Source organism: Micromonospora sp. bgisy143, from assembly GCF_057708145.1.
In genome coordinates, this window is record NZ_JBYIRN010000004.1 from 80,690 (window position 1) to 105,003 (window position 24,314).

Annotated in this window: 22 protein-coding genes; 8 read left to right on the forward strand and 14 right to left on the reverse strand. The window is 71.3% G+C overall.

Features of this window, described 5'->3' with window-relative positions; translation table 11 throughout:
• The first annotated feature begins 228 nt into the window (after positions 1 to 228).
• Together AC3EN4_RS08365 and AC3EN4_RS08370 are read left to right on the forward strand one after the other, a co-directional pair.
• On the forward strand, positions 229 to 1,320 hold the full coding sequence (locus AC3EN4_RS08365) for an ABC transporter ATP-binding protein (protein WP_435205351.1): 1,092 nt from the start codon (positions 229 to 231) through the stop codon (positions 1,318 to 1,320).
• Positions 1,321 to 1,490: 170 nt separating this feature from the next.
• Entirely contained in the window at positions 1,491 to 2,066 is a 576-nt protein-coding gene (locus tag AC3EN4_RS08370; RefSeq protein WP_435205352.1) for a hypothetical protein, read from the forward strand.
• Between the two features lie 71 nt (positions 2,067 to 2,137).
• On the opposite strand, the gene rlmB is transcribed toward AC3EN4_RS08370, so the two are convergent.
• Positions 2,138 to 3,268 (reverse strand): 23S rRNA (guanosine(2251)-2'-O)-methyltransferase RlmB, encoded by a 1,131-nt coding sequence (gene rlmB / locus AC3EN4_RS08375; RefSeq protein ID WP_435205353.1) that lies wholly within the window; start codon positions 3,266 to 3,268, stop codon positions 2,138 to 2,140.
• On the reverse strand, positions 3,268 to 4,683 hold the full coding sequence (gene cysS, locus AC3EN4_RS08380) for a cysteine--tRNA ligase (RefSeq protein ID WP_435205354.1): 1,416 nt from the start codon (positions 4,681 to 4,683) through the stop codon (positions 3,268 to 3,270). The genes rlmB and cysS overlap by 1 nt, the downstream gene beginning before the upstream one ends.
• 111 nt (positions 4,684 to 4,794) lie before the next feature.
• Here cysS and AC3EN4_RS08385 point away from each other — a divergent pair, with 111 nt between their 5' ends.
• Both AC3EN4_RS08385 and AC3EN4_RS08390 read left to right on the forward strand, forming a co-directional pair.
• The gene (locus AC3EN4_RS08385; RefSeq protein ID WP_435205510.1) at positions 4,795 to 5,457 is read left to right on the forward strand and encodes an IclR family transcriptional regulator; all 663 of its coding nucleotides are present in this window, start codon (positions 4,795 to 4,797) and stop codon (positions 5,455 to 5,457) included.
• 203 nt (positions 5,458 to 5,660) lie between these two features.
• Positions 5,661 to 6,569 (forward strand): type IV toxin-antitoxin system AbiEi family antitoxin, encoded by a 909-nt coding sequence (locus AC3EN4_RS08390; RefSeq protein WP_435205355.1) that lies wholly within the window; start codon positions 5,661 to 5,663, stop codon positions 6,567 to 6,569.
• 194 nt (positions 6,570 to 6,763) lie between these two features.
• On the opposite strand, the gene AC3EN4_RS08395 is transcribed toward AC3EN4_RS08390, so the two are convergent.
• The 3 genes from AC3EN4_RS08395 to AC3EN4_RS08405 all read right to left on the reverse strand — a co-directional run bounded on the left by AC3EN4_RS08395 (position 6,764) and on the right by AC3EN4_RS08405 (position 9,667).
• Positions 6,764 to 8,452, reverse strand: coding sequence for a S8 family serine peptidase (locus AC3EN4_RS08395; RefSeq protein ID WP_435205356.1), 1,689 nt, complete (start codon positions 8,450 to 8,452; stop codon positions 6,764 to 6,766).
• Positions 8,453 to 8,548: 96 nt separating this feature from the next.
• Complete coding sequence (locus AC3EN4_RS08400) at positions 8,549 to 8,698, reverse strand: hypothetical protein (protein ID WP_488179815.1); 150 nt, start codon at positions 8,696 to 8,698, stop codon at positions 8,549 to 8,551.
• Between the two features lie 12 nt (positions 8,699 to 8,710).
• Complete coding sequence (locus AC3EN4_RS08405) at positions 8,711 to 9,667, reverse strand: EamA family transporter (RefSeq protein WP_435205357.1); 957 nt, start codon at positions 9,665 to 9,667, stop codon at positions 8,711 to 8,713.
• An 87-nt stretch (positions 9,668 to 9,754) separates the two neighbouring features.
• Between AC3EN4_RS08405 and AC3EN4_RS08410 the strand changes: the two genes are divergently transcribed.
• Positions 9,755 to 10,300, forward strand: coding sequence for a CGNR zinc finger domain-containing protein (locus AC3EN4_RS08410; protein WP_435205358.1), 546 nt, complete (start codon positions 9,755 to 9,757; stop codon positions 10,298 to 10,300).
• Here the strand turns inward: AC3EN4_RS08410 and AC3EN4_RS08415 are convergent.
• The 3 genes from AC3EN4_RS08415 to AC3EN4_RS08425 all read right to left on the reverse strand — a co-directional run bounded on the left by AC3EN4_RS08415 (position 10,267) and on the right by AC3EN4_RS08425 (position 11,908).
• Positions 10,267 to 10,845 (reverse strand): GNAT family N-acetyltransferase, encoded by a 579-nt coding sequence (locus tag AC3EN4_RS08415; RefSeq protein WP_435205359.1) that lies wholly within the window; start codon positions 10,843 to 10,845, stop codon positions 10,267 to 10,269. The two genes, AC3EN4_RS08410 and AC3EN4_RS08415, sit on opposite strands and share 34 nt — an antisense overlap.
• A gap of 77 nt (positions 10,846 to 10,922) precedes the next feature.
• On the reverse strand, positions 10,923 to 11,105 hold the full coding sequence (locus AC3EN4_RS08420) for a DUF397 domain-containing protein (RefSeq protein ID WP_435205360.1): 183 nt from the start codon (positions 11,103 to 11,105) through the stop codon (positions 10,923 to 10,925).
• Positions 11,096 to 11,908 carry a helix-turn-helix domain-containing protein gene (locus AC3EN4_RS08425; protein ID WP_435205361.1) on the reverse strand — a complete coding sequence of 271 codons (813 nt, stop codon included), beginning with the start codon at positions 11,906 to 11,908 and terminating at the stop codon, positions 11,096 to 11,098. The genes AC3EN4_RS08420 and AC3EN4_RS08425 overlap by 10 nt, the downstream gene beginning before the upstream one ends.
• A gap of 346 nt (positions 11,909 to 12,254) precedes the next feature.
• Between AC3EN4_RS08425 and AC3EN4_RS08430 the strand changes: the two genes are divergently transcribed.
• The gene (locus AC3EN4_RS08430) at positions 12,255 to 12,542 is read left to right on the forward strand and encodes a hypothetical protein (protein ID WP_435205362.1); all 288 of its coding nucleotides are present in this window, start codon (positions 12,255 to 12,257) and stop codon (positions 12,540 to 12,542) included.
• Between the two features lie 36 nt (positions 12,543 to 12,578).
• Here AC3EN4_RS08430 and AC3EN4_RS08435 read toward each other — a convergent pair whose 3' ends face one another.
• Positions 12,579 to 13,001, reverse strand: coding sequence for a MarR family winged helix-turn-helix transcriptional regulator (locus AC3EN4_RS08435; RefSeq protein WP_234583379.1), 423 nt, complete (start codon positions 12,999 to 13,001; stop codon positions 12,579 to 12,581).
• Positions 13,002 to 13,177: 176 nt separating this feature from the next.
• Here AC3EN4_RS08435 and eno point away from each other — a divergent pair, with 176 nt between their 5' ends.
• Positions 13,178 to 14,494 carry a phosphopyruvate hydratase gene (eno, locus tag AC3EN4_RS08440; protein WP_435205363.1) on the forward strand — a complete coding sequence of 439 codons (1,317 nt, stop codon included), beginning with the start codon at positions 13,178 to 13,180 and terminating at the stop codon, positions 14,492 to 14,494.
• A gap of 17 nt (positions 14,495 to 14,511) precedes the next feature.
• Here the strand turns inward: eno and AC3EN4_RS08445 are convergent, their stop codons facing one another.
• The 5 genes from AC3EN4_RS08445 to AC3EN4_RS08465 all read right to left on the reverse strand — a co-directional run bounded on the left by AC3EN4_RS08445 (position 14,512) and on the right by AC3EN4_RS08465 (position 22,976).
• On the reverse strand, positions 14,512 to 15,921 hold the full coding sequence (locus tag AC3EN4_RS08445) for a class II fumarate hydratase (protein ID WP_435205364.1): 1,410 nt from the start codon (positions 15,919 to 15,921) through the stop codon (positions 14,512 to 14,514).
• A gap of 35 nt (positions 15,922 to 15,956) precedes the next feature.
• On the reverse strand, positions 15,957 to 18,935 hold the full coding sequence (locus tag AC3EN4_RS08450; protein WP_435205365.1) for an AfsR/SARP family transcriptional regulator: 2,979 nt from the start codon (positions 18,933 to 18,935) through the stop codon (positions 15,957 to 15,959).
• A gap of 257 nt (positions 18,936 to 19,192) precedes the next feature.
• Entirely contained in the window at positions 19,193 to 20,860 is a 1,668-nt protein-coding gene (locus AC3EN4_RS08455; RefSeq protein WP_421473503.1) for a fumarate hydratase, read from the reverse strand.
• 114 nt (positions 20,861 to 20,974) lie between these two features.
• The gene (locus tag AC3EN4_RS08460) at positions 20,975 to 22,423 is read right to left on the reverse strand and encodes an outer membrane protein assembly factor BamB family protein (protein WP_435205366.1); all 1,449 of its coding nucleotides are present in this window, start codon (positions 22,421 to 22,423) and stop codon (positions 20,975 to 20,977) included.
• A gap of 13 nt (positions 22,424 to 22,436) precedes the next feature.
• Positions 22,437 to 22,976, reverse strand: coding sequence for an Lrp/AsnC family transcriptional regulator (locus AC3EN4_RS08465; RefSeq protein ID WP_435205367.1), 540 nt, complete (start codon positions 22,974 to 22,976; stop codon positions 22,437 to 22,439).
• A 130-nt stretch (positions 22,977 to 23,106) separates the two neighbouring features.
• Between AC3EN4_RS08465 and hppD the strand changes: the two genes are divergently transcribed.
• Positions 23,107 to 24,312 (forward strand): 4-hydroxyphenylpyruvate dioxygenase, encoded by a 1,206-nt coding sequence (hppD, locus tag AC3EN4_RS08470; RefSeq protein WP_435205368.1) that lies wholly within the window; start codon positions 23,107 to 23,109, stop codon positions 24,310 to 24,312.
• Positions 24,313 to 24,314 lie beyond the last annotated feature (2 nt).

The window sequence follows — 24,314 nt, forward strand, 5'->3', positions numbered from 1 at the left end:
TGATGCCTGCCCGTGCCCGACTGCCCGTAATGCGTAGGCATTGGGTCACTTCCGAGGGTCCCTCGCCTTGGCAGCGCGAGCAAAGCCAATTACGGTGCAGTGACACGGACGACGAGCCGGCCGCCCCCGCGACCGACCGCCGTCCGCTGACCGGCGCGGGCTCGTGCCGGTCGCTCCTTCACTCGGATCGTCCGGCACGTTCCTGCCGGTGAAAGGAAGCGCACCACCATGGCTACGGTCACCTATTCCAAGGCGTCCCGGATCTACCCGGGCACCGAGCGTCCCGCCGTCAACGAGCTGAACCTTGAGATCGGCGACGGTGAGTTCCTGGTCCTCGTCGGCCCGTCGGGTTGCGGCAAGTCCACCAGCCTGCGGATGCTCGCCGGCCTCGAGGACGTCGACGCCGGCTCGATCTACATCGACCAGCGCGACGTGACCCACCTTCCCCCGAAGGCCCGCGACATCGCGATGGTCTTCCAGAACTACGCCCTCTACCCGCACATGACGGTGTACGAGAACATGGCGTTCGCCCTGAAGCTGCGCAAGACCTCCAAGTCGGAGATCGACCGGCGGGTCAAGGAGGCGGCCGGGCTGCTCCAGCTCGAGGAGTTCCTCAGCCGTAAGCCGAAGGCGCTCTCCGGTGGTCAGCGTCAGCGTGTGGCCATGGGCCGGGCGATCGTCCGCGAGCCGCAGGTCTTCCTCATGGACGAGCCGCTGTCGAACCTCGACGCCAAGCTCCGTGTGCAGACCCGTACGCAGATCGCGTCGCTCCAGGCCAAGCTGGGCGTCACCACCGTGTACGTGACGCACGACCAGGTCGAGGCCATGACCATGGGTCACCGGGTCGCCGTGCTGCTCGACGGTGTGCTCCAGCAGGTGGACACCCCGCGGGCGCTCTACGACACCCCGGCGAACGTGTTCGTCGCCGGCTTCATGGGCTCTCCCGCCATGAACATCAAGACCGTCCCGCTGCACGAGCAGGGCGCCGAGTTCGCCGAGATGCGTATCCCGCTGACCCGCGAGCAGGTCGAGGCGGCCCGCGCCGAGGGTGGCGACGGCAAGGTCACCGTCGGCTTCCGTCCGGAGGACTGCGACCTGGTCAGCCCGACCGAGGGCGGCATGCCGGTCGTCGTCGAGCTGGTCGAGGACCTCGGCTCGGACGCCAACGTCTACGGCCACGCCGCGCTGGGTGGCAACTCGGAGCGCTTCGTGGTCCGTACCGACCGGCGCAGCATGCCGAACATGGGTGACACCGTGTTCGTCAAGCCGCGCGCCGGCCGCAGCCACGTCTTCCACGCCGCCACGGGCAGCCGGATCTGACGTAACGTCGTACCGGAAAGGGGCGGTCCGCTGCGGCGGGCCGCCCCTTTCGTCGTACTCCTGAGGGGTTGTCATCCCCGGGAGCCAGCGCGAGCGTGGCTCCCCGGGGTGACGCGGCGGGGTGTGCCGTGCGCCTAGCGTTCGCGGCACACCGAGCCCGAGGAGACGCCGTGTCCGCCATCGCCACCGCCACCGCTCACCGGAACCAGATCATCCGCCGGGCCGGCCGTAGCCTCGCCTACTGCGCGACGCTGGTGCCGGTCGCCCTGTTCACGCTGGCGACCGCCCCGGTGGGCGGGGCCGACGCCGCCACCGCGCGCTGGCGGGGCCTACGCACCGGCCTGCTCGCCGCGCCCCCGACGACCGCGCCCGGCCGGCGACCCGGCACGTTCGCGGTGCTCGGTCACGCGCTGCTCAGCCTGCTGCTCGGCCTCGTGGCGCTGCTGCCCATCGGCGTCGAGGTGTTGATGGTGCTGCGCGGCGTCCTGTACGGGGTGGTCGATCCCGGCCCGTACGACCATTCCTGGGGCGGTCCGAGCCGGGCCGGCGCGTGGCTGGCACACTTCCTGGTCGGCCTGCCGATGGCGGCCGCCGGGCTGGCCGCGTTGATCGGCATCGCCGCCGTGCACCAGCGACTGACCCGACGCCTCGACGGGGAGCGGGGCCCGGCCTGGCTGCTGCCGACCACGCTGCTGATGGCGGTGGCCGGGGCGGTGTTCTTCGTCGCCTGGCTGCACCAGATCTGACGCCTGGCCTCTCCCGATCTGACGGCGAAGCCCCCTACCGCACCGGGCGGTAGGGGGCTTCGTGGACGTCGTTACAGCTCGACCGAGCGGCGGCGGGCGACCTCGGCCAGGGTGACCGCGGCGGCCACGCTCGCGTTGAGCGATTCGACCTCGGAGATCATCGGGATGCTGACGGTCAGGTCGCAGGTCTCCCCGACCAGCCGGGACAGCCCGCGCCCCTCGGAGCCGACCACCACCACCAGCGGGCCGACGGCGGCCTCCAGGTCGTACAGGTCGGTCTCGCCGTCGGCGTCCAGGCCGACCACCATGAAGCCGGCGTCCCGGCACGCCTTCAGCGACCGGGTCAGGTTGGTGACCTGGGCCACCGGCACCCGCGCGGCCGCGCCGGCGCTGGTCCGCCAGGCGGTCGCGGTGATCCCGGCAGCACGCCGCTCGGGTACGAAGACACCCTGCGCGCCGAACGCGGCGGCCGAACGGATCACCGCGCCCAGGTTGCGCGGGTCGGTGACCCCGTCCAGCGCGACCAGCAGCGGGGCCTGCTGCTCCAGCGACGCGGCGACCATGTCCTCGAAGGGCTGGTACGCGAACGGCGGCACCTGCAACCCGACGCCCTGGTGCAGCACCCCGCCGGTCATCCGGTCCAGCTCGGCCCGGCTGATCTCCAGGTTGGCGATGCCCCGGTCGGCGGCCGTCCGGATGATCTCCTTGGTCCGCTCGTCCATGTCGATGCCCTGGGCGGTGTAGAGCGCCGTCGCCGGCACTTGGGCGCGCAGCGCCTCCAGCACCGGGTTGCGCCCGACCAGCAGCTCCGGGGAGTCCTTCGACGGGTTGGACTTGCGGCCCGGCGCGACCCGGGGACCGGTCCGGCCGGTGGGCTTGCCGCCCCGGCCGGTGGTGGGACCCCGCCCGCCCGGTACGCCCCGACCGCCACCCTTGCCCCAGGTGGTGTCCTTGGTGCCGGGCTGGCCGATCTTCGGGGCACGCCCCTCCTCGGCCGCCGCGCGGCGCTCCTTGTCCTGCTTCCAGGCGGTGCGCTGCGGCAGCTTCTCGGTGCCCGAGTAACCCTTGTGCCAGGGTCGCTCGTCGGCGGGCAGGGTGCGCCCCCGACCGGCCAGCGAGTCCTTGTTCTTACCGCCGGAGCCCTTGGGGGCGGTCGCCTTCGACGTCAGTCGCCGGCCACGGCGCTGCGAGTTGCCGGGCATCAGTCCTGCTCTCCAATAGTCCAACGAGGGCCCTGGGGGGTGTCCTCGACCACCACGCCGGCCAGCTTGAGCTGGTCACGTACCGCGTCGGCGGCAGCCCAGTCCTTGCGGCCCCGGGCCTGCGCGCGCTGCTCCAGGGCCAGCGCGATCAGGGAGTCAACCACGGCACGCAGATCGTCCGAGCGATCGCCGCCGGTCCACGCCTCGTCGAGGGGGTCGATGCCGAGGATATCCAGCATCGCGCGTACGACGGCCAGGGTGGTGCGGACGGTCACATCGTCGCCCGCGCTCAGCGCGGTGTTGCCGTCCCGCAGGTGCTGTTGCAGCACGGCCAGCGCGGCGGACGTGTTGAGGTCGTCGTCCATCGCCGCGACGAAACCGGCCGGCAGCTCGCCGAGCTGACCCGCGCCCACCCGCTCGACGGCCCGCTGCACGAAACCCTCGATCCGGCGGTACGCGGTGGCCGCCTCACGCAGCGAGTCCTCCGAGTAGTCGATCACCGAGCGGTAGTGCGCGGCGGCGTAGTAGTACCGCAGCTCCACCGGTCGTACCCCGAGCGAGTCGACGTACGCCAGGCCCAGGGCGTTCCCCGCCGACTTGCCCATCTTGGCCCCGCCGATGCTGAGCAGGCCGTGGTGCACCCAGTACCGGGCGAACGGCAGCCCGGCCGCCTGGGACTGGGCGATCTCGTTCTCGTGGTGCGGGAAGGTCAGGTCCAGACCACCGCCGTGGATGTCGAACTCCGGGCCCAGGTAGCGCCAGCACATCGCCGAGCACTCGATGTGCCAGCCCGGACGGCCCAGCCCCCACGGGGACGGCCAGTACGCGTCTGCCGGCTCGTCCGGCTTGGCACCCTTCCAGAGCGCGAAGTCACGCGGATCCCGCTTGCCCCGGTCCGGCGCGTCGCCGGCCGACTGCATGGCGTCCGGCGACTGACCCGACAGCGACCCGTACGCCGGCCAGGAGGCCACGTCGAAGTAGACGTCGCCGGAGCCGTCGGTGGCCGGGTACGCGTGCCCGTCCGTGATCAGCTTCGTGATCAGCTCGTGCATCTCCGGGATGTGCCCGGTGGCGCGCGGCTCGTAGGTGGGGGGCAGCACGTTCAACGCCCGGTACGACTCGGCAAGGATCAACTCGTTGGCGTACGCGATCGACCAGAACGGCCGACCCTGCTCACCCGCCTTGACGAGGATCTTGTCGTCGATGTCGGTCAGGTTGCGGATGAAGGTGACCTCGTAGCCGGCAGCCAGCAACCAGCGGCGCAGCACGTCGTAGTTGACGCCGGAGCGAAGGTGACCGATGTGCGGCGGTGCCTGGAGGGTGAGACCACACAGGTAGACCCCCACCTTGCCGGCTTCCCGCGGGACGAAGTCCCGCACCGATCGGGTGGCGGTGTCATACAGGCGTAGCGTCACCGTACAAGGGTAGCCGTCCACGCCTGTCCGGGTCCGCCGGTGCCGGGTCGTACGCTGCCAGACGTGGATGCGACCGCACGCTCCGGTGAACCAGCCGCCCGCACGAGCGCGATCGTCGGTGCGGCCGGCGGCGAAGTGGGGCGGGGCGGCGAAACGTCGCAGACCCTCGACCGCGGACTACGTCTGCTGCACCTCGTCGCCGACGCGTCGGGTGGCCTGACCGTCACCGAGGCCGCGACCCGGCTCGGCATTGGCCGGGCGGCCGTATACCGGCTGGTCGGCCCGTTGACCACCCACGGGATGCTGCGTCGCGACGCCGACGGGCGGCTCCGGATCGGCGCCGGGGTCCTGCACCTGGCCCGACGCGCCCAGCCGCTGCTCGCCGAGGGGGCGTTGCCGGCACTGCGCCGGCTCGCCGAGCAGGCCGGCGCGACCGCGCACCTGACGGTGGTGGACGGCGGTGAGGGGGTCGCCCTGGCCGTGGTCGAGCCGAGTTGGACGTCGTTCCACGTCGCGTACCGGACGGGGGCGCGGCACCCGCTGGACCGGGGCGCGGCCGGTCGGGCCATCCTGGCCGGCCGGAGCGGCGCGGCCGAGCCGGTGAGCAGCAGCGGGGAGTTGGAGTCCGGGGCGTACGGGGTGGCCGCGCCGGTGCTGGGCGTACCGGGTCTGGAGGCCAGCGTCGGCGTGGTCGCGCTCGCCCCGCTGGACGTCGCCCTGGTCGGCCCCCAGGTGCTGGCCGCCGCGACAGCCGTGGCAGCCACCCTCCGCTGACCCCTTGATCCACTCGGGTTCGCGGAAGTCGGGCTGTCCGGGTCGCCGCGACGCCCCGACTTCCAGGAAACGGAGTCGATCGAGGCACGCCATAGCAAAATCGGCGAGCGCGTTCGTGGTTGTCCACAGGCACCGGCGAGGCCCTCGGCGGGGTTGTCCACAGGGGTTTCGGGCGGGTGGCGACGGGCCGCACGCTGCTCGGCATGCCACCACGTCCGTACCGACCAGACGCCCTGACCTGGCAGGTTTTCCGCGGCTCCGATGTCGTTCGGGATAGCCTGCTCACCGAGCATCAGCTACGCAGCAGCGCCTGGGTGCGACTTCGCCACGACATCTACGCCGACGCCCGGTTGGAACGGGACCACGCCCTGGCCTGCCGCGCGGCTCTCCTGCGGCTGCCGTCCGGGGTGGTCCTCGGTGGTCCGTCGGCCGCCTTCCTGCACGGCGTCGAGCACGCCGCTTCCTTCACTGACGACGTGCACATCGTCGCGCCCCGACCGATGCGGGTCGGCGCCCAACGCGGCCTTCAGGTGCATGTCCACACCAGGAGCGCCTTCGCGGAGTCGCCGCGCCTCTCGACCGGCTCGCTCCCCTGCTCGGGCCCCGCGCGGTCCGCCTGGGAGACGGCGGTCTGGCTCGACCCGGTCCGCGCGCTCGCCATCATCGACGCATTACTCGGGCAGGGGCTGACCGATGATGCCGCGCTGGCCAAGGAGGCTGCCCTCAACACGGACCGACCCGGAGGTCGCCGGGCAGGTTGGCTCTTCGACCTGGCCGACGGTCGGGCCCAGTCCCCGCCGGAGTCCCAGCTACGGGTGCGGTTGGTGCTCGGCGGCCTGCCACGCCCCGAGGTCCAACTCCCGGTACTGCTGCCCAACGGCGTGGTCCTGCACCCCGATCTGGCATGGCCGACATATCGGGTGGCGGTGGAGTACGACGGGCACTGGCACTCCGACATCGACCAGTTGCACCGTGATCGCCGACGGCTCAACCTGCTCGTGGGCGCGGGTTGGTTGGTGCTCCACGTGACCAGCCGACGGATGCACGCCGAATTCCCGGCGGTGCTGCGGGAAGTACGCGCCGCCCTGACCGCCCGTGGCTGGCGGCGGTGAATGTGCGCCGCAGCGGTCAACGCCCACGCCACGGCGCTGAACGCCCGTGATCCACTCGGCTACTTGGAAGCCGGGCGGTCCCGGGCACCGTGACGCCCCACCTTCCAAGAACCCGAGTCGATCACGCGGGCCGGACGCGGCGGACGCGGCGAGGCCCGGCCGACGGGTGTCGACCGGGCCCCTGGGGCGGTGCGTTACGGGCGGGCGTTGGGCTTGAGCGGGGTGGTCACCGCCGCGTACGCGTCGACGATCCCGTACCCGTAGAAGCCGTTGAAGTTGAGCCCGCCGGCGCAGTACGCGTCGTAGGTCTCGTCACGGCCCTCGTTGCGGTACTGCTGGAGGCGCGGCTCCGGGCAGGCGTGCTCGGCGGCCGTGCGGTAGAGGTGCTGCTCGACCTGGTCCGGCGACATGCCGAAGCCGCCCCGGCCCTGCGGCTTGCCGTACCGGCTGACGATCAGCGCGGCCACACCGGCGGCGTGCGGCGACGCCATCGAGGTGCCCTGGAGGTAGGTGTAGTAGCCGCACTCACCGTTGCTCTTGCACTGCTTGAAGACGGACTCCTCGAACCCGGCGACGATGTTGCCGTCGGCGTCGACCGAGCCCTCCTCCTGGAGCACGTGCTTCGGGTAGGACGACAGGATCATGTTGGCGTCGGTGCGGAAGGTGTCCGTGCCGAAGCCGTCGCGGAACCAGCCGCCCGGCGCGGCAACCGAGATCTGCTCGGTGCCGTAGTTGGAGTAGTCGGCCTTCTTGCCGGACGGGCCGACCGACGACACACCGATGACGTGCGGGCCCTCGGTGGGCAGGTCCCAGCAGCTGTTGTTGTCGATCGGGCGCGGGTACGGGTCGGCGCCGTAGTCCGGGCTGGACGTGTCGGTACGCGGCGCGCCCAGGTCCTCGTTGTTGTTGCCGAGCGCGCCGACCAGGGTGACGCCCTTGTTGTGGGCGAAGACCAGCGCCCGCTTCATGGCCTTGATGATGGCCCGCTGCTCGGCCTGCGCCTCCGGCGAGTCGGCCGGGTTGGCGGTGCAGTTGTAGAGCCACGGGTCGACGTAGAACGACATGTTGACCACGTCGATCCCGTTCCGGCCGGCGTAGACCAGGGCGTTGACGACCGGGTCGAGGAAGAAGTAGCCGGAGTCCTGGCCGCCCTTGAGCTCGACCAGCGACACGTTCGGGGCGACACCGGAGAGGCCGAAGCCGTTGGCGGCGGCGCCGATGGTGCCGGCCACGTGGGTGCCGTGCCCGCCGTCGTCGGTGCCGACCGGGTCGAGGCAGCTCGGCACCTCGCAGGGGCCGTCCACGTCGGTCAGGTCGGGTGCGAAGTTGCGCGACAACGCCCAGTTGAAGTTGGGCGCAATGTCCGGGTTGCTGGCGTCGACGCCGGTGTCCAGCACGCCGACGGTCACCCGACGGTCACCGGGCTCGACCTTGCGGGCCTTGTCGGCCCGGATCATGTCCAGGCCCCAGAGCTTGTCGTCGAGCGGGTCCATCTTGGCCCCGCGCCGGGCGGCAGCGCCGGCGGCGGCCTTGGTGGCGGCCGTCAGGTGCTCCTGCTCGACCCGGTCCAGCTTCGGCTTGCGGCCGATGGCCTTCTGCTCGGCGGCACCCACCAGGGTCGGCGCGGCGGCCGCCCGGGCCGCGAAGTCGGCCCGGTCACTGGTGACCTGGAACATGCCGACCTCGTCGGACGAGGACACCACCGTGCCGCCGGCGGCCCGGATGGCGGCGACGGCCGTCGCGGCGGCGACCCCGTCCTCGGCCACGACCGTGAAGGTGCGGGACGTGCTCGGCGCGGCGCTGGCCGGTACACCCAGGCTCGCTGCCGTAAGTGCCAGTACCGCCGCGGTCGCGACGGCACCAGCGGTGAAGCGCTTGCTCACCACATCGAATCCTCTCGTTGAGGGACGTGGCGTCATCACACAACACCCGGCGACTTCCCGCCAGGTGAACGTCCGTTATGCCGGTGAATCTCTTCTTCATCCGCCCAGGCCGATGCCCAGATCCACCCGGTCGGACGATGTCGCCGGCAGATCCGACATGACCTTTGGCAGTTTGGCCAGGGTGGACACCTCCGCGTCGGGGACGAGACCGGCCGGTCGGGGCAGCCCGTGCCGGTTCAGCCACACCGAGCCGCGGCCTCACCGGGCGCTGGCAGCCAGGGCGGGCTCGGGCGCGGCGGGCGTGGGCACGCCGCGCAGTTCGTCGAGGCGTACCAGGGCGACTCCGGTGACGATCAGCAGACCGCCGAGGAGTTGCCAGGCGGTCGGCAGTTCGTCGAGGAACAGCCAGGCGATGAACACCGCGAACAGCACCTCGGTCAGCCCGACGAACGACGACAGCCGGGGGCCGAGGATCCGGCTGCCGGCGATGCCGGCCAGGTAGGCGATCACGGCGGCGACCAGGGTGAGCCCGACGATGGGCAGCAGCCAGGTGGTGCGGTGCCCGGCGAAGGTGACCTCGCCGAACGTGGCGCGCAGCGGCAGCAGCCCGGTCAGCCCGACGAGCAGCAGCACGGCGGCGCCGACGGCCATCCCGCCGCTGGCCATGGCGACCGAGGGCAGGCGGGGGTCGACCCGGCCGGCGAGCACGAAGTAGCCGGCCAGGCCGAACGCGGCGCCCAACCCCCACAGCACGCCGACCGGGTCGAAGCCGGCGTCACCGGTGAGGTCCAGGACGAACGCCAGCCCGCAGAGCGCGGCGGCGGAGCCGGCCGCGGTGAGCCGTCGGGGGCGCTGGCCGTGCCGCAGCCACATCCAGCCCACCACGAGGATGATGCCCAGGTATTCCAGCAGGAGCGCGATGCCGACCGGCAGGTAGCGCACGGCGTTGAAGAAACACACCTGCGCCAGGGCCACCCCGAGCAGCCCGAACATCACCACCGCCGCGCTGTTGTCGCGCAGCACGTGCCACCTGCCGCGCAGCGACAGCAGGGCGGGGACCGCGAGCACCAGGGCGGCCACCCCGACCCGGGTGACGACGGCGGCCTCGGCCGACCACCCGGCCTCGATGAGCGAGCGCGCGAAGGTGCCCGAGGTGGCGAACGTGACGGCGGAGAGCAGCGCCAGCGCGGCGCCGACGGCGGGTCGTTGCGGCATCTCGCGCTCCTCGGGGACGACATGGGTGTCATGGGCAAACTATCCTTGTGCCCATGACGCTAGGTGGCCACCGTGACAGGAGTCAAGTTGCTATTCGCTCATGACACCGAGTGTTCGCTGACCGCCGCCGCCGCGCTGGTCAACACCGGCGGCAGCGACGGCGAGCTGCTGCCCGACGTCGCCGCGCTGGACGACTTCTTCACCCGGCACGCCTACAGCGGGCGGCACGAACACACCGAAACCGAACTCCGCGCGGTACGACAGTTGCGCCCTCAGCTGCGCCGGATCTGGCACGCCGAAACGCCCGAGGTCGTCGCCATCATCAACGGTCTGCTCCGGGAACACCGGGCGTTGCCGCAGCTCATCGAGCACGACGACGAGCCGTACCACCTGCACGCCGTACCCCGCGACGCGCCGCTGGCAACCCGGATGGCGGTGGAGGCGGCGATGGCCGTCGCCGACCTCGTCCGGATGGGTGAGCTGAGCCGACTGCGCACCTGCGAGCACCCGGACTGCGACAACGTGGTCGTCGACCTGTCCCGCAACCGGTCGCGGCGGTTCTGCGAGGCCGGCTGCGGCAACCGCGCCGCGGTGACCGCCTACCGGGCCCGCAAGGCCGCCGGCCGGTCCTGAGCGACGTCGGCGGCCCGCAGCTCGTACTCCACCTCGCCGTGCTCGGTCCCCGGAATCGGGTCGTCGAAGTCCAGGTGGAACGTGCGCACGTACCGCAGCCCGGCCTTCTCCATCACCCGCCGGGACCGCTCGTTGACCGCCATCGTCTGCGCCCACACCCGCCGCACGCCGACCACGTCGAGCGCGTACCGGACCAGCGCCCGGGACCCCTCCGTCGCCAGGCCACACCCCCACGCCGCGCGGCGCAGCCGGTACCCCAACTCGGCCTCCGTGCCGTCCGCCGACGGATCGAGCGCGAACCAGCCCAGGAACTCACCGGACGCCCGGTCGAGCGCCGCCCACCGCCCCAGGCCGGGGTGCCGCTCGTACTGCGCGAGCAGCTTCGGCAACTGCTCGTCCCGCACGGTGGCGCGCGGCGTGCCGACCCCGCCGGTGAGGAACCGCATCACCTCGGGATCGCCGTCCAGCTCCACGAACGCGTCCACGTCGGCCATGGTCAACCGGCGCATCCGCAGCCGCTCGGTCGCCGGCGGTTCTTCACCCATGAACCGGATCATCCCGCCGCTCCGGGAAACCGTCGAGCCGATTACCCGCGACCACCGTCGCGGGCAGGGCGGTCGCGTCAGCGCGGGGGCGCGACCACGAAGAGCCGCCAGGAGTACGCGTCGACCACCAACACGGGTCCGTCCGGGTCCTTACTGTCCCGCACCCCGACCACGCCCCCCAGATCCGTAGCCACCTCGACGCAGTTGTTGTCCTGGCCGCTGCGGCTACTCTTGCGCCACTCGGCACCGGTCAACTCCATGACTCCGCCACTTCCCTCATCAGCTTGGTGGACTCCTGCGGGGGCAACGCCTCGCCCAACACAGTCTCCCAGACCCGTTGCAACCGATGGAGATCCTGCGGCCGGTCGAACTCCTGACCTCTGATCTGGCTGTCCAAATAGGCCAGCTGACTGCCGTCAGAGAGCACGGCCAGGATGAAGGGGCCACCAAAGCCCGGGTGCTCACCCGCACTGGCCGGCACCACGAGGACCCGGACACGAGGGTGCTCGGTCGTTACGCGAGCCAGGTACAACAGTTGATCACACATCGTTTTTCGATCGCCCGCCTGCCGACGAAGCACCACCTCGTCGATCACGGCTGTAATCTTCGGTGGTCGGTCGCTGTACAGGATCTCGTGGCGCTCCATCCGGTCGGCCAGTCGACGATCCACCTCGTCGGGTTCAAGGAGACTGCCCGCCTCGAAGACCGCTCGGGCATATGCCTCGGTCTGGAGCAAGCCGGGCACATGCAAGGGCTCATACCAACGCAGCGACTGAGCTTGCGTCTCGATGGCGCGCCCACCCCGCAGCCACACCTGAGCCCGGTCCAGGCTGACCAGTTCGGTGGACATGCGGCTGAACAGGCCGCCGGTGTCCAGGGCGCGGTCGAGGAGTTCCAGGTACTTGGCGGTGGGCGGCTGCTGGCCCAGCTCGACCGCGCTGACCATCGACGGCGAGTAGTTGACCGCCTTGGCCAGCTCCTCCTGACTCCAGCCCCGGCGGGCCCGCGCCCGGCGCAGCTCCGCGACCAGGAACGCCGCCGCTGTCATCTGCCCATCGGCCATGCCCGACCACTCTCCAACCCGCCGGCGATCAATTCCAGACGGCCACCAGAGCCGGCGCCGCCCGGGAACAGGGCAGCCACGACAGGTCGGCCGAACCCTTCCGACCGTAGTCGTCCGATCACCAGACTGTGAAGTGCGACGCCGCTCCCCGTCCCCCGGGCCAGCGGCATCGCCCGGGACCGCCCGAACCCCCGTGCCGGGCGGTCCCACCCCCTCAAGATCACACTCGAACATGGAAACAGTGGCCTCCGGACGCGCCGAGACCACTACATCCAGGTTCGAACGCGATCTTGCGGGGTGCGGGAGCGATGTCCCGAACGATTCAGCTCGAAAGGACCCCCACCGCATGTGCCGGACCGTCCCGGATGGCCGCAAACCCGCACCCCGTCGACCGCACCTGCCGCTGCGTCCGCTGTGGCTCTGCCGGGTCTGCGCCGCGCCGTGGCCGTGCCCGGTGGCCCGACTCGCCCTCCGACAGGAGTACGCGCACGACCGGATCGCCCTGAGCATCTACCTGTGCACGGTCCTGCACGACGCGGCGGCCGACCTGTACCGGCTCAACCCGCACGACGGCCCGGACCCGGCGGCGCTCTACGTCCGCTTCCTCGGCTGGGCGACACTGCCGCAGCCCTGACGTTCGTCCCGGCGGTCCCGCCGTCGACGGGAGCGTCTAGCGCATGGCGAGCCGTTCCAGCAGGGCGGCGCTGCGGGCCAGCAGTGCCCGCTCCTCATCGGTGAGTTCCGCCTCGATGGCCTGCGCGAGCCAACCGGCCCTGCGGCTGCGCTCCGCCTCCAGGGCGGCCCGACCCGCGTCCGACAGCTCGACGAGCGACTTGCGGCCGTCCGTGGGGTGCGCCCGTCGCGTGATCAGCTTCTGCTCCATGAGCAGTCCCACCGCCCGCGCCATCGACTGGGGGCGTACGCGCTGGTCGGCGGCGAGGTCGCTGGTGGTCATGGCGCCGTCGCGGTCGAGGGCGCCGAGCACGGCAATCTGACCCAGCGGAATGCGGTCCTCGTGCTTGACGCGCCGGGTGAGCTTGCCCATCGCGGTACGTAGTTCGGCGGCGATGGCGGCGGCTTCCGAGGTGGGCACAGGGCACTTTACCCCGCTCGTCAGCGCTGTTGGGCAGCTGACCTGCACAGCAATGCTGTTCAGCGGGGCTGTTCAGCCTAACTGATCAGCATTGCTGTAGGGTTTGCCGTTGTCGGGCTCAGCGCCAGCGTTGTCGCAGCTGGGGCCACGGCAGGCCACAACGAAGGGGACCTCCCATGTCCGCATCGGCAGCCGGAACCGTCACCACCACCACCACCACCATCGAGACCGTCACCGCCCGCCGCATCATCGACAGCCGGGGCAACCCCACGGTCGAGGTCGACGTCACGCTGGCGGACGGCTCGTTCGGCCGGGCCGCCGTCCCCTCCGGCGCCTCCACCGGGGCCCGGGAGGCCGTGGAGCTGCGCGACGGAGACCCGACGCGCTGGCACGGCAAGGGCGTCGACCGCGCGGTGGCCAACGTCAACGGGGAGATCGCGGCGGCCGTGCGCGGCAGCGACGCGGCAGACCAGGCGGGTCTGGACGCCGCGCTGATCGCCCTCGACGGCACCGCCACGAAGTCCCGGCTCGGCGCCAACGCGATCCTCGGCGTCTCCCTCGCCGTCGCCAAGGCCGCGGCGGCGGCCCACCGCCAGCCCTTCTACCGCTATCTGGGCGGCGCCGACGCTAACCTCCTGCCGCTGCCGATGATGAACATCATCAACGGCGGCGCCCACGCCGACAACCCGCTCGATTTCCAGGAGTTCATGATCGTGCCCGTGGGCGCGGACACCTTCGCCGAAGCCGTCCGCATGGGCAGCGAGGTCTTCCACACCCTGCGCCGCGATCTGCTGGCCGCCGGGCACTCCACGGGCGTGGGCGACGAGGGTGGCTTCGCGCCCGAGCTGCGTACGGCGGAGGAGGCGCTCGACTTCGTGCTGACCGCCGTGGAGGGCGCGGGCTACCGCCCCGGCACGGACATCGGCCTCGTCATGGACCCGGCGTCATCCGAGTTCTTCCGCGACGGGGTGTACGACTACACGGGCGAGGGAGTACGCCGCACGTCCGCCGAGCACGCCGACTACCTCGCCAGGCTCATCGACGCCTACCCGGTCGTCTCCATCGAGGACCCGATGGCCGAGAACGACCTGGACGGCTGGCGGGAGCTGACCGCCCGTGTCGGTGACCACTGCCAGCTCACCGGTGACGACGTGTTCTGCACCAACGAGACGCTGCTGAGCGAGGGCATCCGCACCGGCGTCGGCAACTCGGTCCTGGTCAAGGTCAATCAGATCGGCACCCTGACCGAGGCGCTGGCCACGGTGGCCACGGCCCAGCGGGCGGGTTGGACAGTCGTCATGTCGCACCGCTCCGGCGAGACGGAGGACACCACGATCGCGGATCTGGCCGTGGCCACCGGCTGCGGTCAGCTCAAGACCGGCGCGCTCTCCCGCTCGGACCGGACGGCGAAGTACAACCAGCTGATCCGGATCGAGGAGGAGCTGGGCGACTCGGCGCGCTTCGCGGGCCGCTCCGCCCTGCGCCGGGCGTGAACGACGCGCGGCGCGGGTCAGGGGTGGGTCATCCGGAGCAGGTCGAGCACCTCGTCGAGCTGGGTCTCGGTGAGCTTGCCGGAGTCGACGTGCCCCCGGGAGATGACGACCTCCCGGATGGACGCCTGCTTCGCCAGCGCCTCCTTGGCGATGGAGGCGGCCTCGTCGTACCCGAGGTAGCGGTTCAGCGGGGTGACGATCGACGGTGAGCCCTCGGCGTACGCCAGACAGACCTCGGCGTCCGCGACCAGGCCGGCCACCAGGCGGTCGGCGAACAGCCGACTCGCGGCGGCCAGCAGCCGGATCGACTCCAGCAGGTTGCGGCCCATCACCGGGAGCATGACGTTCAGTTCGAAGTCGCCCTGCGAGCCGGCGAAACCCACTGTCGCGTCGTTGCCGATGACCTGGGCGCAGACCTGCCGCATCGCCTCGGCGACCACCGGGTTGACCTTGCCCGGCATGATCGACGAGCCGGGCTGAAGGTCGGGGATGCGCAGCTCCCGCAGGCCGGCTCGGGGGCCGGAACCCATCCAGCGGATGTCGTTGGCGACCTTGTAGAGACCCACCGCGATGGTCCGGAGCTGCCCGGAGGTCTCCACCAGGGCGTCGCGGGCGCCCTGTGCCTCGAAGTGGTTGCGCGCCTCGGACAGCGGCAGCCCGGTCGACTCGCGCAGCTTGCCGATCACGGCGGCGGCGAAGCCGAGCGGGGTGTTGATCCCGGTGCCCACGGCGGTGCCGCCCAGCGGCAGTTCGGCCAGCCGGGGCAACGAGCCCTGCAACCGCTCGATGCCGTAGCGGACCTGGGCGGCGTACCCGCCGAACTCCTGCCCGAGGGTGACCGGCGTGGCGTCCATCAGGTGCGTACGCCCCGCCTTCACCACCGTCTCGAACTCGGCCGCCTTGGCCTCCAGCGCCTCGGCGAGGTGCGTCAGCGACGGCAGCAGATCCTCCGCGATGAACTGGGTGGCGGCCAGGTGGATCGAGGACGGGAACACGTCGTTGCTGGACTGGGAGGCGTTGACGTGGTCGTTCGGGTGCACCGGCGAGCCCAGCTCCCGGCCGGCGAGGGTCGCGATCACCTCGTTGGCGTTCATGTTGGACGACGTCCCCGACCCGGTCTGGAAGACGTCGACCGGGAACTGGTCGTCGTACCCGCCGTCGGCGACGTGCGCGGCCGCGGCGGCGATCGCGGCGGCCACGTTGGCGTCGATCACGCCCAACTCGCCGTTGACCTCGGCCGCCGCGCCCTTGATCTGGGCCAGGGCCTTGATCTGGGCGGGCTCGATGCCCCGTCCGGAGATCGGAAAGTTCTGCACCGCGCGCTGGGTCTGCGCCCGCCACAGCGCCTCGGCGGGCACCTCCACCTCGCCCATCGAGTCACGTTCGATCCGGTAACCGGTCGCCTCTGGAGTCGTCACGCGTACCATCCTGCCGCGCCCGCCGCCGAACCGCAGATGATCCGTCAGCCCAACTCGGCGAGCAGCCGCTCCGCCTCGCGCTGGTCCGGCGACTCGATCTGGCGGAACAGGGCCAGGGCCCGGGTCGCGTGCTCACGTGCCACGGTCGGATCGGTGGAAGCCAGGCAGCGCGCGATGCCCTCCAACGCCCGGGCCGTCTCGTAGCGCGTGCTCAGTCTGGTGGTGTCGGCCAGGACGCGGCGGTAGAGATCGAGCGCGCTGGTCGCGTCCCCCTGATCGAGGATCGCTCGGGCCAGCAGGTTGCGCGAGCCGCACTGGCCAGCACGGTCCCCCACCTCGGTCATGGCCACGAGCGCCGCCCGGTGCAGCTCGGCAGCGCGTTCCGGGCGACCGGCCTCCCGCTCCATCATCCCGATCTCGTTCAACACCTCGCCCTCACCGAACCGGGCTCCCACCTGCCGTTTGACGCGCAGAGCCACCCTCAGCAGCCGACTGGCCGGCCCCACGTCGCCCATCCGGTGACGGATCATTCCGAGGTGCCCGACGGCGTTGCCGATCCGGCGCAGGTCGCCGACCTCGCGGGCGAGCCCCAGGTGTCGCCGAGCGGTGCGCAGCGCCTCGTCGGGTCGGCCCCACAGCAACAGAGTCATCGACAAGTTGTTCAGCTCGTTCGCCAGCGCGCCCACGTCGCGCATCCGCGCCGCCAACTCCCGGGCGGCTTCGTAGCACTCCCGGGCCCGGCGAAACTGGAAGTTGATGGCGTACGCGGTGCCCAGATTGCCCAGGGTGTTGCGGAACTCGCGGCGCAGACCGAGCCTACGGAAGATTTCGAGGGACCTCTCCATCAGCCGGATCGACTCCTTGAAATCCCCGAGTCGGTAATGGGCCGAGGCGAGGTAGTTCAGCATCGTCGCCACCGCGCTTTCGTCACCCAACTCCTCGGCGGAGCGCAGACCAGCGGAGTGGGTCTCGATCAACTCGTCCAGGCGACCGCCCTCGAACTGCGCGTGCCAGCACGCCCTCGCCAACTGCCAGCAGTAGCGCTGAAATCCCTCAGACTCCGCCAGCCGAACCAGGGCGGGCCACACGGCGAGGTTCTCCTCGAGCCAGGCGTGCCCCTGCTCGGCGACGATCGTGATCAGGTCGGCGCGGATCGGTGGCGCCGCCACGATCAGCGAATGCGCCGAGGAGGGCTCCCTCTTGCGTGCGATGGTCGCGGCCACGTGCAGGTGGTGGTTGAGCAGACGCTCGATGCCATCCCGCCGCTCAACCGCCCGCTCCGGCTCGGCCACCAGGGTTCGCGCGTACTCGCGGACCAGGTCGTGCAGCCGGTACCGGCCCAGCTCCGCCTCCTCCACCAGGTGCGCGTCGACCAACTCGTCCACCAGGTCCTGCGCGTCGACCAGGGGCAACTCGGCGATGACGGCCGCGACCGAGCTGTCGAACCGTACCCCCGGGTGCAGACCCAGCAGCCGGAACGCGCGCTGCGCCGCCGGCGACACCTGGGCGTACGACAGGGCGAAGGCCCGACCGACGGAGCGATCGCCAGCTTCGAACTCGGCCAACGGATCGCGACGGGAGACCAGGCGCTCGGCGAGGTCGGCGATACGCCAGTGAGGTCGGTGCGCCAGCCGGGCACCCGCCAGTCGAATGGCGAGTGGTAGGTGCCCGCAGCGGCGGACGACCTCGGCGGCCGCCTCCGGCTCGGCCGCCACCCGGTCCGCACCGACCACGTGCCCCAGCAGCTCGACGGCCTCGTCGGTGTCGAGCACGGGCAGCGACGACGGCCGTCCCTCGTCCACACCGACGAGTCGGCGACGGCTGGTGATCAGAATCAGGCACTGCGAGCCGTTGGGTAGCAGCGGGATCACCTGATCAGCGGTCGCAGCGTTGTCCAGCAGCAGCAACGCACGGCGGCCCGCCAGCTCGCTGCGCCAGAGCGCCAACCTGTCGTCCTGGGTTGCCGGCACCCTCTCCGCAGGCACACCGACCTGCCGCAGCAGCGTGGCCACCGCAACGGACGGGGTCAACGGGGTGCGCTCGCTGTGCCCGTGCAGGTCGATGTAGAGCTGGGCGTCCGGATAGTCGCCAGCGAGGGCCGTGGCGATGTGTACCGCCAGGGTCGTCTTCCCGCTGCCGGCCATACCGTCGATGAGTTGGATCCGCGCGCCGGCCTCCACGTCTTTGATCAGGCGAGCCAGGGTCTGTTGCCGGCCGGTGAAGTCGCCGATCGCCCTGGGCAGCGAGCAGACCGGCGGGACCGACCGAGTCTCTCGGCCGCTCAGTGCCAGATCACCGGCGAGCACGCGTTGGTGCAGGTGCTGCAACTCGGCGCCCGGTTCGATGCCCAGCTCGTCGGCGTAGAGCCGCCGGCCATCCCGGTAGACGGCAAGCGCGTCGGCCTGCCGTCCGACCGAGGACAGTGCCAGCATCAGTTGACCGCGCAGACGCTCCCGCAACGGATGCCTGTCGACGCTCTCAGTCAGCTCCTCGATCAGGTCGGTGGCCTGCCCGAGGCGCAGCTCGACGTCGACACACTCCTCCAGGGCGGTGAGGCGCTGCTCGTCCAGCGCCTGTGCACGGCGGCGGACGCTGCTGCTCGGGATGCCGCTGAGGGCCGGCCCCCGCCACAGCGCCAACGCGACGCGGAACTCGCTCCGCGCCTCGACCAGGCGACCGGCCGCGACGGCGGTGCGGGCGACCTCCACACCCCGGGCGAAGACCTCGGCGTCCAGGTCGTCCGGCGCGGTACGCACGCCGTACCCCGCCGGGTCGGTGATGATGAGGCCCGGCTCCAGCCCCAGCTCGACGAACCGGCGGCGCAACCGTGAGACGCAGGTCTGCAACTGGGCGCGGGCGGTGGCCGGAGGATTGTTCTCCCAGACCGCGTCGACCAGATCCTCGACGGGCACCAGGCGACCAGAACGCAACAGCAGCATCGCGAGCACGATCCGGTCCCGGCCGGCGGTGACGGTGGACTCGCCACCGCCGACGCGCAGAGGCCCCAGGATTCCGAACCGCATCTGCTCCCCCGCGACGATGACACAACAACCAGCAGCGTAGTCCGACGGTCACAGCTCGACGTCGTCCGGTGATAGTGATCTGAGAGCGGATCGAGTGTGGCGCGGCGCAGACTCGATCCAGGTTGGCGGTCACGACATCCGACGGGGGCGGTGCGCCCGTCCCACCCCCCAGCGGGCGGGCGTACCGATGTCGGTGGAGGTACCGACGCAAGAGGCGCCAGGCGGAATGCCTGGCGCCTCTTGACGTGGCGCAGCGGTCAGCGGCGGCCGATGGTCAGCACCGGCTTGGTGACCTCGGCGAAGAAGTCGTTGCCCTTGTCGTCGACCACGATGAAGGCGGGGAAGTCCTCCACCTCGATCTTCCAGACCGCCTCCATGCCCAGCTCCGGGTATTCGAGCACCTCGACGTGCTTGATGCAGTCCTGGGCGAGGCGGGCCGCGGGGCCGCCGATCGAGCCGAGGTAGAAGCCGCCGTACTGCTGGCAGGAGCGGGTCACCTGACCCGACCGGTTGCCCTTGGCCAGCATCACCTGAGAGCCGCCGGCGGCCTGGAACTTCTCCACGTAGGCGTCCATCCGGCCGGCCGTGGTCGGGCCGAACGAGCCGGACGCGTACCCCTCGGGGGTCTTCGCGGGGCCGGCGTAGTAGACGGCGTGGTCGCGCAGGTACTGCGGCATCGGCTCACCGGCGTCCAGCCGCTCGGCGATCTTGGCGTGGGCGATGTCCCGGGCCACCACGAGCGGGCCGGACAACGACAGCCGGGTCTTCACCGGGTACTTGGACAGCTCGGCGCGGATCTCGTCCATCGGTCGGTTGAGGTCGACCCGGACGACCATCTCGGCGTCGAGCGCGTCGTCGGTGACCTCGGGCAGGAACCGCGCCGGGTCGGTTTCGAGGCGCTCCAGCCACACACCCGACGGGGTGATCTTGGCAACCGCCTGCCGGTCCGCCGAGCAGGAGACCGCGATCGCCACCGGGCAGGACGCGCCGTGCCGGGGCAGCCGCACCACCCGCACGTCGTGGCAGAAGTACCGCCCACCGAACTGCGCGCCGATGCCGAAGTTGCGGGTCAGCTCCAACACCTGGGCCTCCAGCTCCAGGTCGCGGAAGCCGTGCGCGCTCATCGAGCCCTGCGTCGGGAGGGCGTCCAGGTACTTCGCGGAGGCGTACTTCGCGGTCTTCAACGCGTACTCGGCCGAGGTGCCGCCGATGACGATGGCCAGGTGGTACGGCGGGCAGGCGGAGGTGCCGATGAGCCGCAGCTTCTCCTCCAGGAACTGCATCATCCGCGTCGGGTTGAGCAGCGCCTTGGTCTCCTGGTAGAGGTACGACTTGTTGGCCGAGCCGCCGCCCTTGGCCATGAACAGGAACTTGTACGCGTCCGGGTGCCCGTCCGGGTCCTCGGCGTACAGCTCCACCTGGGCCGGCAGGTTGCTGCCGGTGTTCCGCTCGTCCCACATGGTCAGCGGGGCGAGCTGGGAGTAGCGCAGGTTGAGCCGGGTGTACGCCTGGTAGACGCCCCGGGAGATGGCCTCGGCGTCCGCGCCGTCGGTCAGCACGTGCCGGCCACGCTTGCCCATCACGATCGCGGTGCCGGTGTCCTGGCACATCGGCAGCACCCCGCCGGCGGCGATGTTGGCGTTGCGCAGCAGGTCCAGCGCGACGAACCGGTCGTTCGGCGACGCGGCCGGGTCGTCGATGATCGCCCGGAGCTGCGCGAGGTGCGCGGGGCGCAGGAAGTGCGCGATGTCGTGCATCGCCTCGGCGGTCAGCGCGGTCAGCGCGGCCGGCTCCACGGTGAGGAAACGACGACCCCCCGGGCCGTGTACGACGTCCACGCCCTCGTCGGTGACCAGGCGATATTCCGTCTGGTCGGGGCCGGTCGGCAGCAGGGGGGCGTACGAGAATGCGGCGGCACTGCTCATGAGCGGCAAGCCTAGGGCAGACCGGTCGATCATTCCCACCCGCCGGGCTGGGTCTGGGACGCCGCTCTCATCCGTCGAGGTCGGCAGCGCTCAGTGCGCCGGAATCCCACCCGCTCAGCCGTCCTTGCCGCCGTCCGGTTCGGTGCACAGTTCACCCTTGGGCCCGCAGTCGCCGGTGCCGTCGCCACCCGGCCCGGGGCGGGTGCCGCCCGGCCCGGGGTTGCCTCCGTCGCCGGGCTGCGGAACGGGGGCGCCGGGCGCGCCGCCGAAGCGGACGTACCCGATCTCCCGCCCCTCACCGATAATCATGCCTTGCGGGCCGACGGCGAGGGCGTTCGCCGAGGTGCGCAGGACGGCCAGCTCCCGACCGGTGCGCGGATCGAGGGCGACCAGCCGTGACGGCTTCTCGTCGGCGAGCACCGCCGCGTACGGGGTGAGCGCCGCGCCCGCCTTGGCGCTGGCCGGCCTGGTCCAGCGCACCTTGTCGGCGCCGAGTTCACGGGACACCACCGAGCGCTTGTCGGCGGAGCGGAACACCGCGTAGCGGTCGTCGACGGCGACGAGCTTGGTGCCGGGCTCTCCGACCCAGAGCAGCCGTCCGTCGTACCCGTCGATGACCGCCTCGCGGCCGTCCGGGCCGACGCCGATCAGCACGTTCCGCGCGCCCTGCGGGTCCTCGCGCTGCACGCAGCCGGCGGTGTCGGCGGTACGCAGGTTGACCCCGGCCCGCTGCCACGCCTCCTGCCCGGTCGCCGGGTCCCGTGCGGAGATGGCGAAGTAGCAGGTGCCGTCCTGGGAGCGGGCGGCGATCCGCAGCATCCGGCCGCCCACCACGGACAGCCGCTCGTCCCGGCCGGGTTCGACGTTCTGCAACACCCGGCCGGTGGCGGTGTCGACGACGTGCACGCGGCCGTCGACCGGGAAGCCGAGCAGCGGCGGCGCCGCCTCGGGCCCGGCCACCCCGTCGTCGATGCGGGTGGCGGTGAGCCGGCGGGTGCCGCGCAGGCCGGGGTTGTCGGCGAGCAGGCCGCTGTGCACGCCGGGCAGGAAGGCCGTCCACAGTGGCTTGGTGCCGCGCGGGTCCCACGCGCTCAGGGTGCAGTCGGTGGCGTCCGTGCAGCGGGCGTCCAGCAGCAGGTTCCGGTACGTCCACACGGCCACGGCGTCGTCGTCGCGCCGCCGGGTCGCCCCGGTGGCCGGGTCGAGCAGCTCGTACCCCTTGACCAGGAGCTTGCCCACGGCGACGACCGGGTCGCGGTCGCCGCCCGCGACCGCCGACCAGTCCGCCTTGCGTTCCCAGAGTTGGGCGCCGGTGGCCAGGCTGCGGGCCTCCACCCGGGTACGCTGCTCGACCACGACGGTGTCACCGGCGATGGTCACGCTGCGCGGGGTGCCACCGACCCGCTGCTGCCAGACGACGTCCGGCTCGGAGATGGGTTCGCTGCGGTCCACCCAGTCCCAGATGCCGGGGAACGGGTTCCACACGCCGGTGGCGGCGAGGGCGACGACCACGGCGAGGCCGGCCAGCAGCCCGACGCGCACGCTCCCCTTCGCCACCCGCACACCGTAGCCACGATCACGGATCTTCCGTACGCCCGCGCCGCCGTGTCGCCGCGCTTTCTGCGCCGGAAGGTGTTACGGCGCTGCGGACCAGTGGCAGCGTGCGGTAGGGAATCTGCTCCGCCAACGCGATGATCGTCGACGCGCGGGTGATGCCGGCGAACGAGACGATCTGGTCGATGACCCGTTGCAGATCCGTGTTGGAGCGGGCCACGATCCGGCAGAGCAGGTCGCTGGAGCCGGTGATGGTGTGCGCCTCCAACACCTCGGGGATCGCCGCCAGGTGCGCGGTGACCGGGTCGTGGCCCTGCCGTTGGCTGATCTCCAACGTGACGAAGCTGGTCACCCCGAACCCGATCGCGGCCGGCGAGATCTCCGGACCGAAGCCGCGGATCACCCCCCGCTCGATGAGCTTGTCCAGCCGCGCCTGCACGGTGCCCCGGGCCACGCCGAGTCGCCGGGAGCACTCCAGCACCCCGATCCGCGGCTCCTCGGCGAGCAGTTCGACCAAGCGGACATCGAGCGCGTCGAGCTGTACAGCCTGCTCACCTCTCACGGGTTCAGACCATACCGAATGCGCAACCTGACCAGCATTTACGTCGACAGTTGCCCACTCGGCGTCCACGCCGCGATCCTTCGGTCAAGAACCGGCCCACGAGGCCGGCCGGTACGCGAGGGAGGCCACCATGACCCAGGCGATCGACCGACCCCAGTCGACCGAGGACGTCGACGTCGACCGGCTCGTCGGCGCTGTCGACCACGACATCAGCCACGACCCGTTCCCCGTCCGTGGGCTCGACCACGTGCACTTCCTGGTCGGCAACGCCAAGCAGGCGGCGCACTACTACTCCACCGCGTTCGGCATGACCTGCGTGGCGTACCGGGGCCCGGAGCAGGGCTACCGGGACCACGCCCAGTACGTGCTGACCAGCGGCTCGGCCCGGTTCGTGCTGACCGGCGCGGTGCGCCCGGACGCCGACGGCGCGGAGCACGTCGCCAAGCACAGCGACGGCATCAGCGACATCGCGCTGGAGGTGCCGAACGTCGACGCCGCGTACGCGCACGCCGTCGGCCAGGGTGCCACCGGCGTCGTCGAGCCGCACGACGTCACCGACGAGAACGGCACCGTCCGGATGGCCGCCATCGCCGCGTACGGCGACACCCGGCACACCCTGGTCGACCGGTCCCGCTACCGCGGCCCGTTCCTGCCGGGCTTCGTGGCCCGCGGTCCGATCGTCGACCGGCAGCCCATGATCGACGCCGGTCTCCAGCCGAAGCGGTTCTTCCAGGCCGTCGACCACGTGGTCGGCAATGTCGAGCTGGGCCGCATGGACGAGTGGGTGGAGTTCTACAAGCGGGTGATGGGCTTCTCCAACATGGCGGAGTTCGTCGGCGACGACATCGCCACCGACTACTCGGCGCTGATGAGCAAGGTCGTCGCGAACGGCACCCGCAAGGTGAAGTTCCCGCTCAACGAGCCGGCCATCGCTCGCAAGAAGTCGCAGATCGACGAGTACCTGGAGTTCTACCAGGGCCCGGGCGCCCAGCACATCGCCGTCGCCACCAACGACATCGTGGCCAGCGTCGACGCCATGCGCGCCGCCGGCGTGGAGTTCCTGGACACCCCCGACTCGTACTACGACGACCCGGAGCTGCGGGAGCGGATCGGCAAGGTCCGCGTGCCGATCGAGCAGCTCAAGGAGCGCAAGATCCTGGTCGACCGGGACGAGGACGGCTACCTGCTTCAGATCTTCACCAAGCCGGTGCAGGACCGCCCGACCGTCTTCTTCGAGCTGATCGAGCGGCACGGCTCGCTGGGCTTCGGCAAGGGCAACTTCAAGGCGCTCTTCCAGGCCATCGAGCGGGAGCAGGAAGCGCGCGGCAACCTGTAACA

Excerpts from the sequence above, each read along its gene's own strand:
- AC3EN4_RS08430 (WP_435205362.1), top strand. The coding sequence starts at position 12,255 with ATGTGCCGGACCGTCCCGGATGGCCGCAAACCCGCACCCCGTCGACCG.
- hppD (WP_435205368.1), top strand. The coding sequence starts at position 23,107 with ATGACCCAGGCGATCGACCGACCCCAGTCGACCGAGGACGTCGACGTC.
- AC3EN4_RS08450 (WP_435205365.1), bottom strand. The coding sequence starts at position 18,935 with ATGCGGTTCGGAATCCTGGGGCCTCTGCGCGTCGGCGGTGGCGAGTCC.
- AC3EN4_RS08415 (WP_435205359.1), bottom strand. The coding sequence starts at position 10,845 with ATGGGTGAAGAACCGCCGGCGACCGAGCGGCTGCGGATGCGCCGGTTG.
- AC3EN4_RS08455 (WP_421473503.1), bottom strand. The coding sequence starts at position 20,860 with ATGAGCAGTGCCGCCGCATTCTCGTACGCCCCCCTGCTGCCGACCGGC.
- AC3EN4_RS08420 (WP_435205360.1), bottom strand. The coding sequence starts at position 11,105 with ATGGAGTTGACCGGTGCCGAGTGGCGCAAGAGTAGCCGCAGCGGCCAG.
- AC3EN4_RS08365 (WP_435205351.1), top strand. The coding sequence starts at position 229 with ATGGCTACGGTCACCTATTCCAAGGCGTCCCGGATCTACCCGGGCACC.
- eno (WP_435205363.1), top strand. The coding sequence starts at position 13,178 with ATGTCCGCATCGGCAGCCGGAACCGTCACCACCACCACCACCACCATC.
- AC3EN4_RS08445 (WP_435205364.1), bottom strand. The coding sequence starts at position 15,921 with ATGGTACGCGTGACGACTCCAGAGGCGACCGGTTACCGGATCGAACGT.
- rlmB (WP_435205353.1), bottom strand. The coding sequence starts at position 3,268 with ATGCCCGGCAACTCGCAGCGCCGTGGCCGGCGACTGACGTCGAAGGCG.
- AC3EN4_RS08390 (WP_435205355.1), top strand. The coding sequence starts at position 5,661 with ATGCCACCACGTCCGTACCGACCAGACGCCCTGACCTGGCAGGTTTTC.
- AC3EN4_RS08405 (WP_435205357.1), bottom strand. The coding sequence starts at position 9,667 with ATGCCGCAACGACCCGCCGTCGGCGCCGCGCTGGCGCTGCTCTCCGCC.
- AC3EN4_RS08425 (WP_435205361.1), bottom strand. The coding sequence starts at position 11,908 with ATGGCCGATGGGCAGATGACAGCGGCGGCGTTCCTGGTCGCGGAGCTG.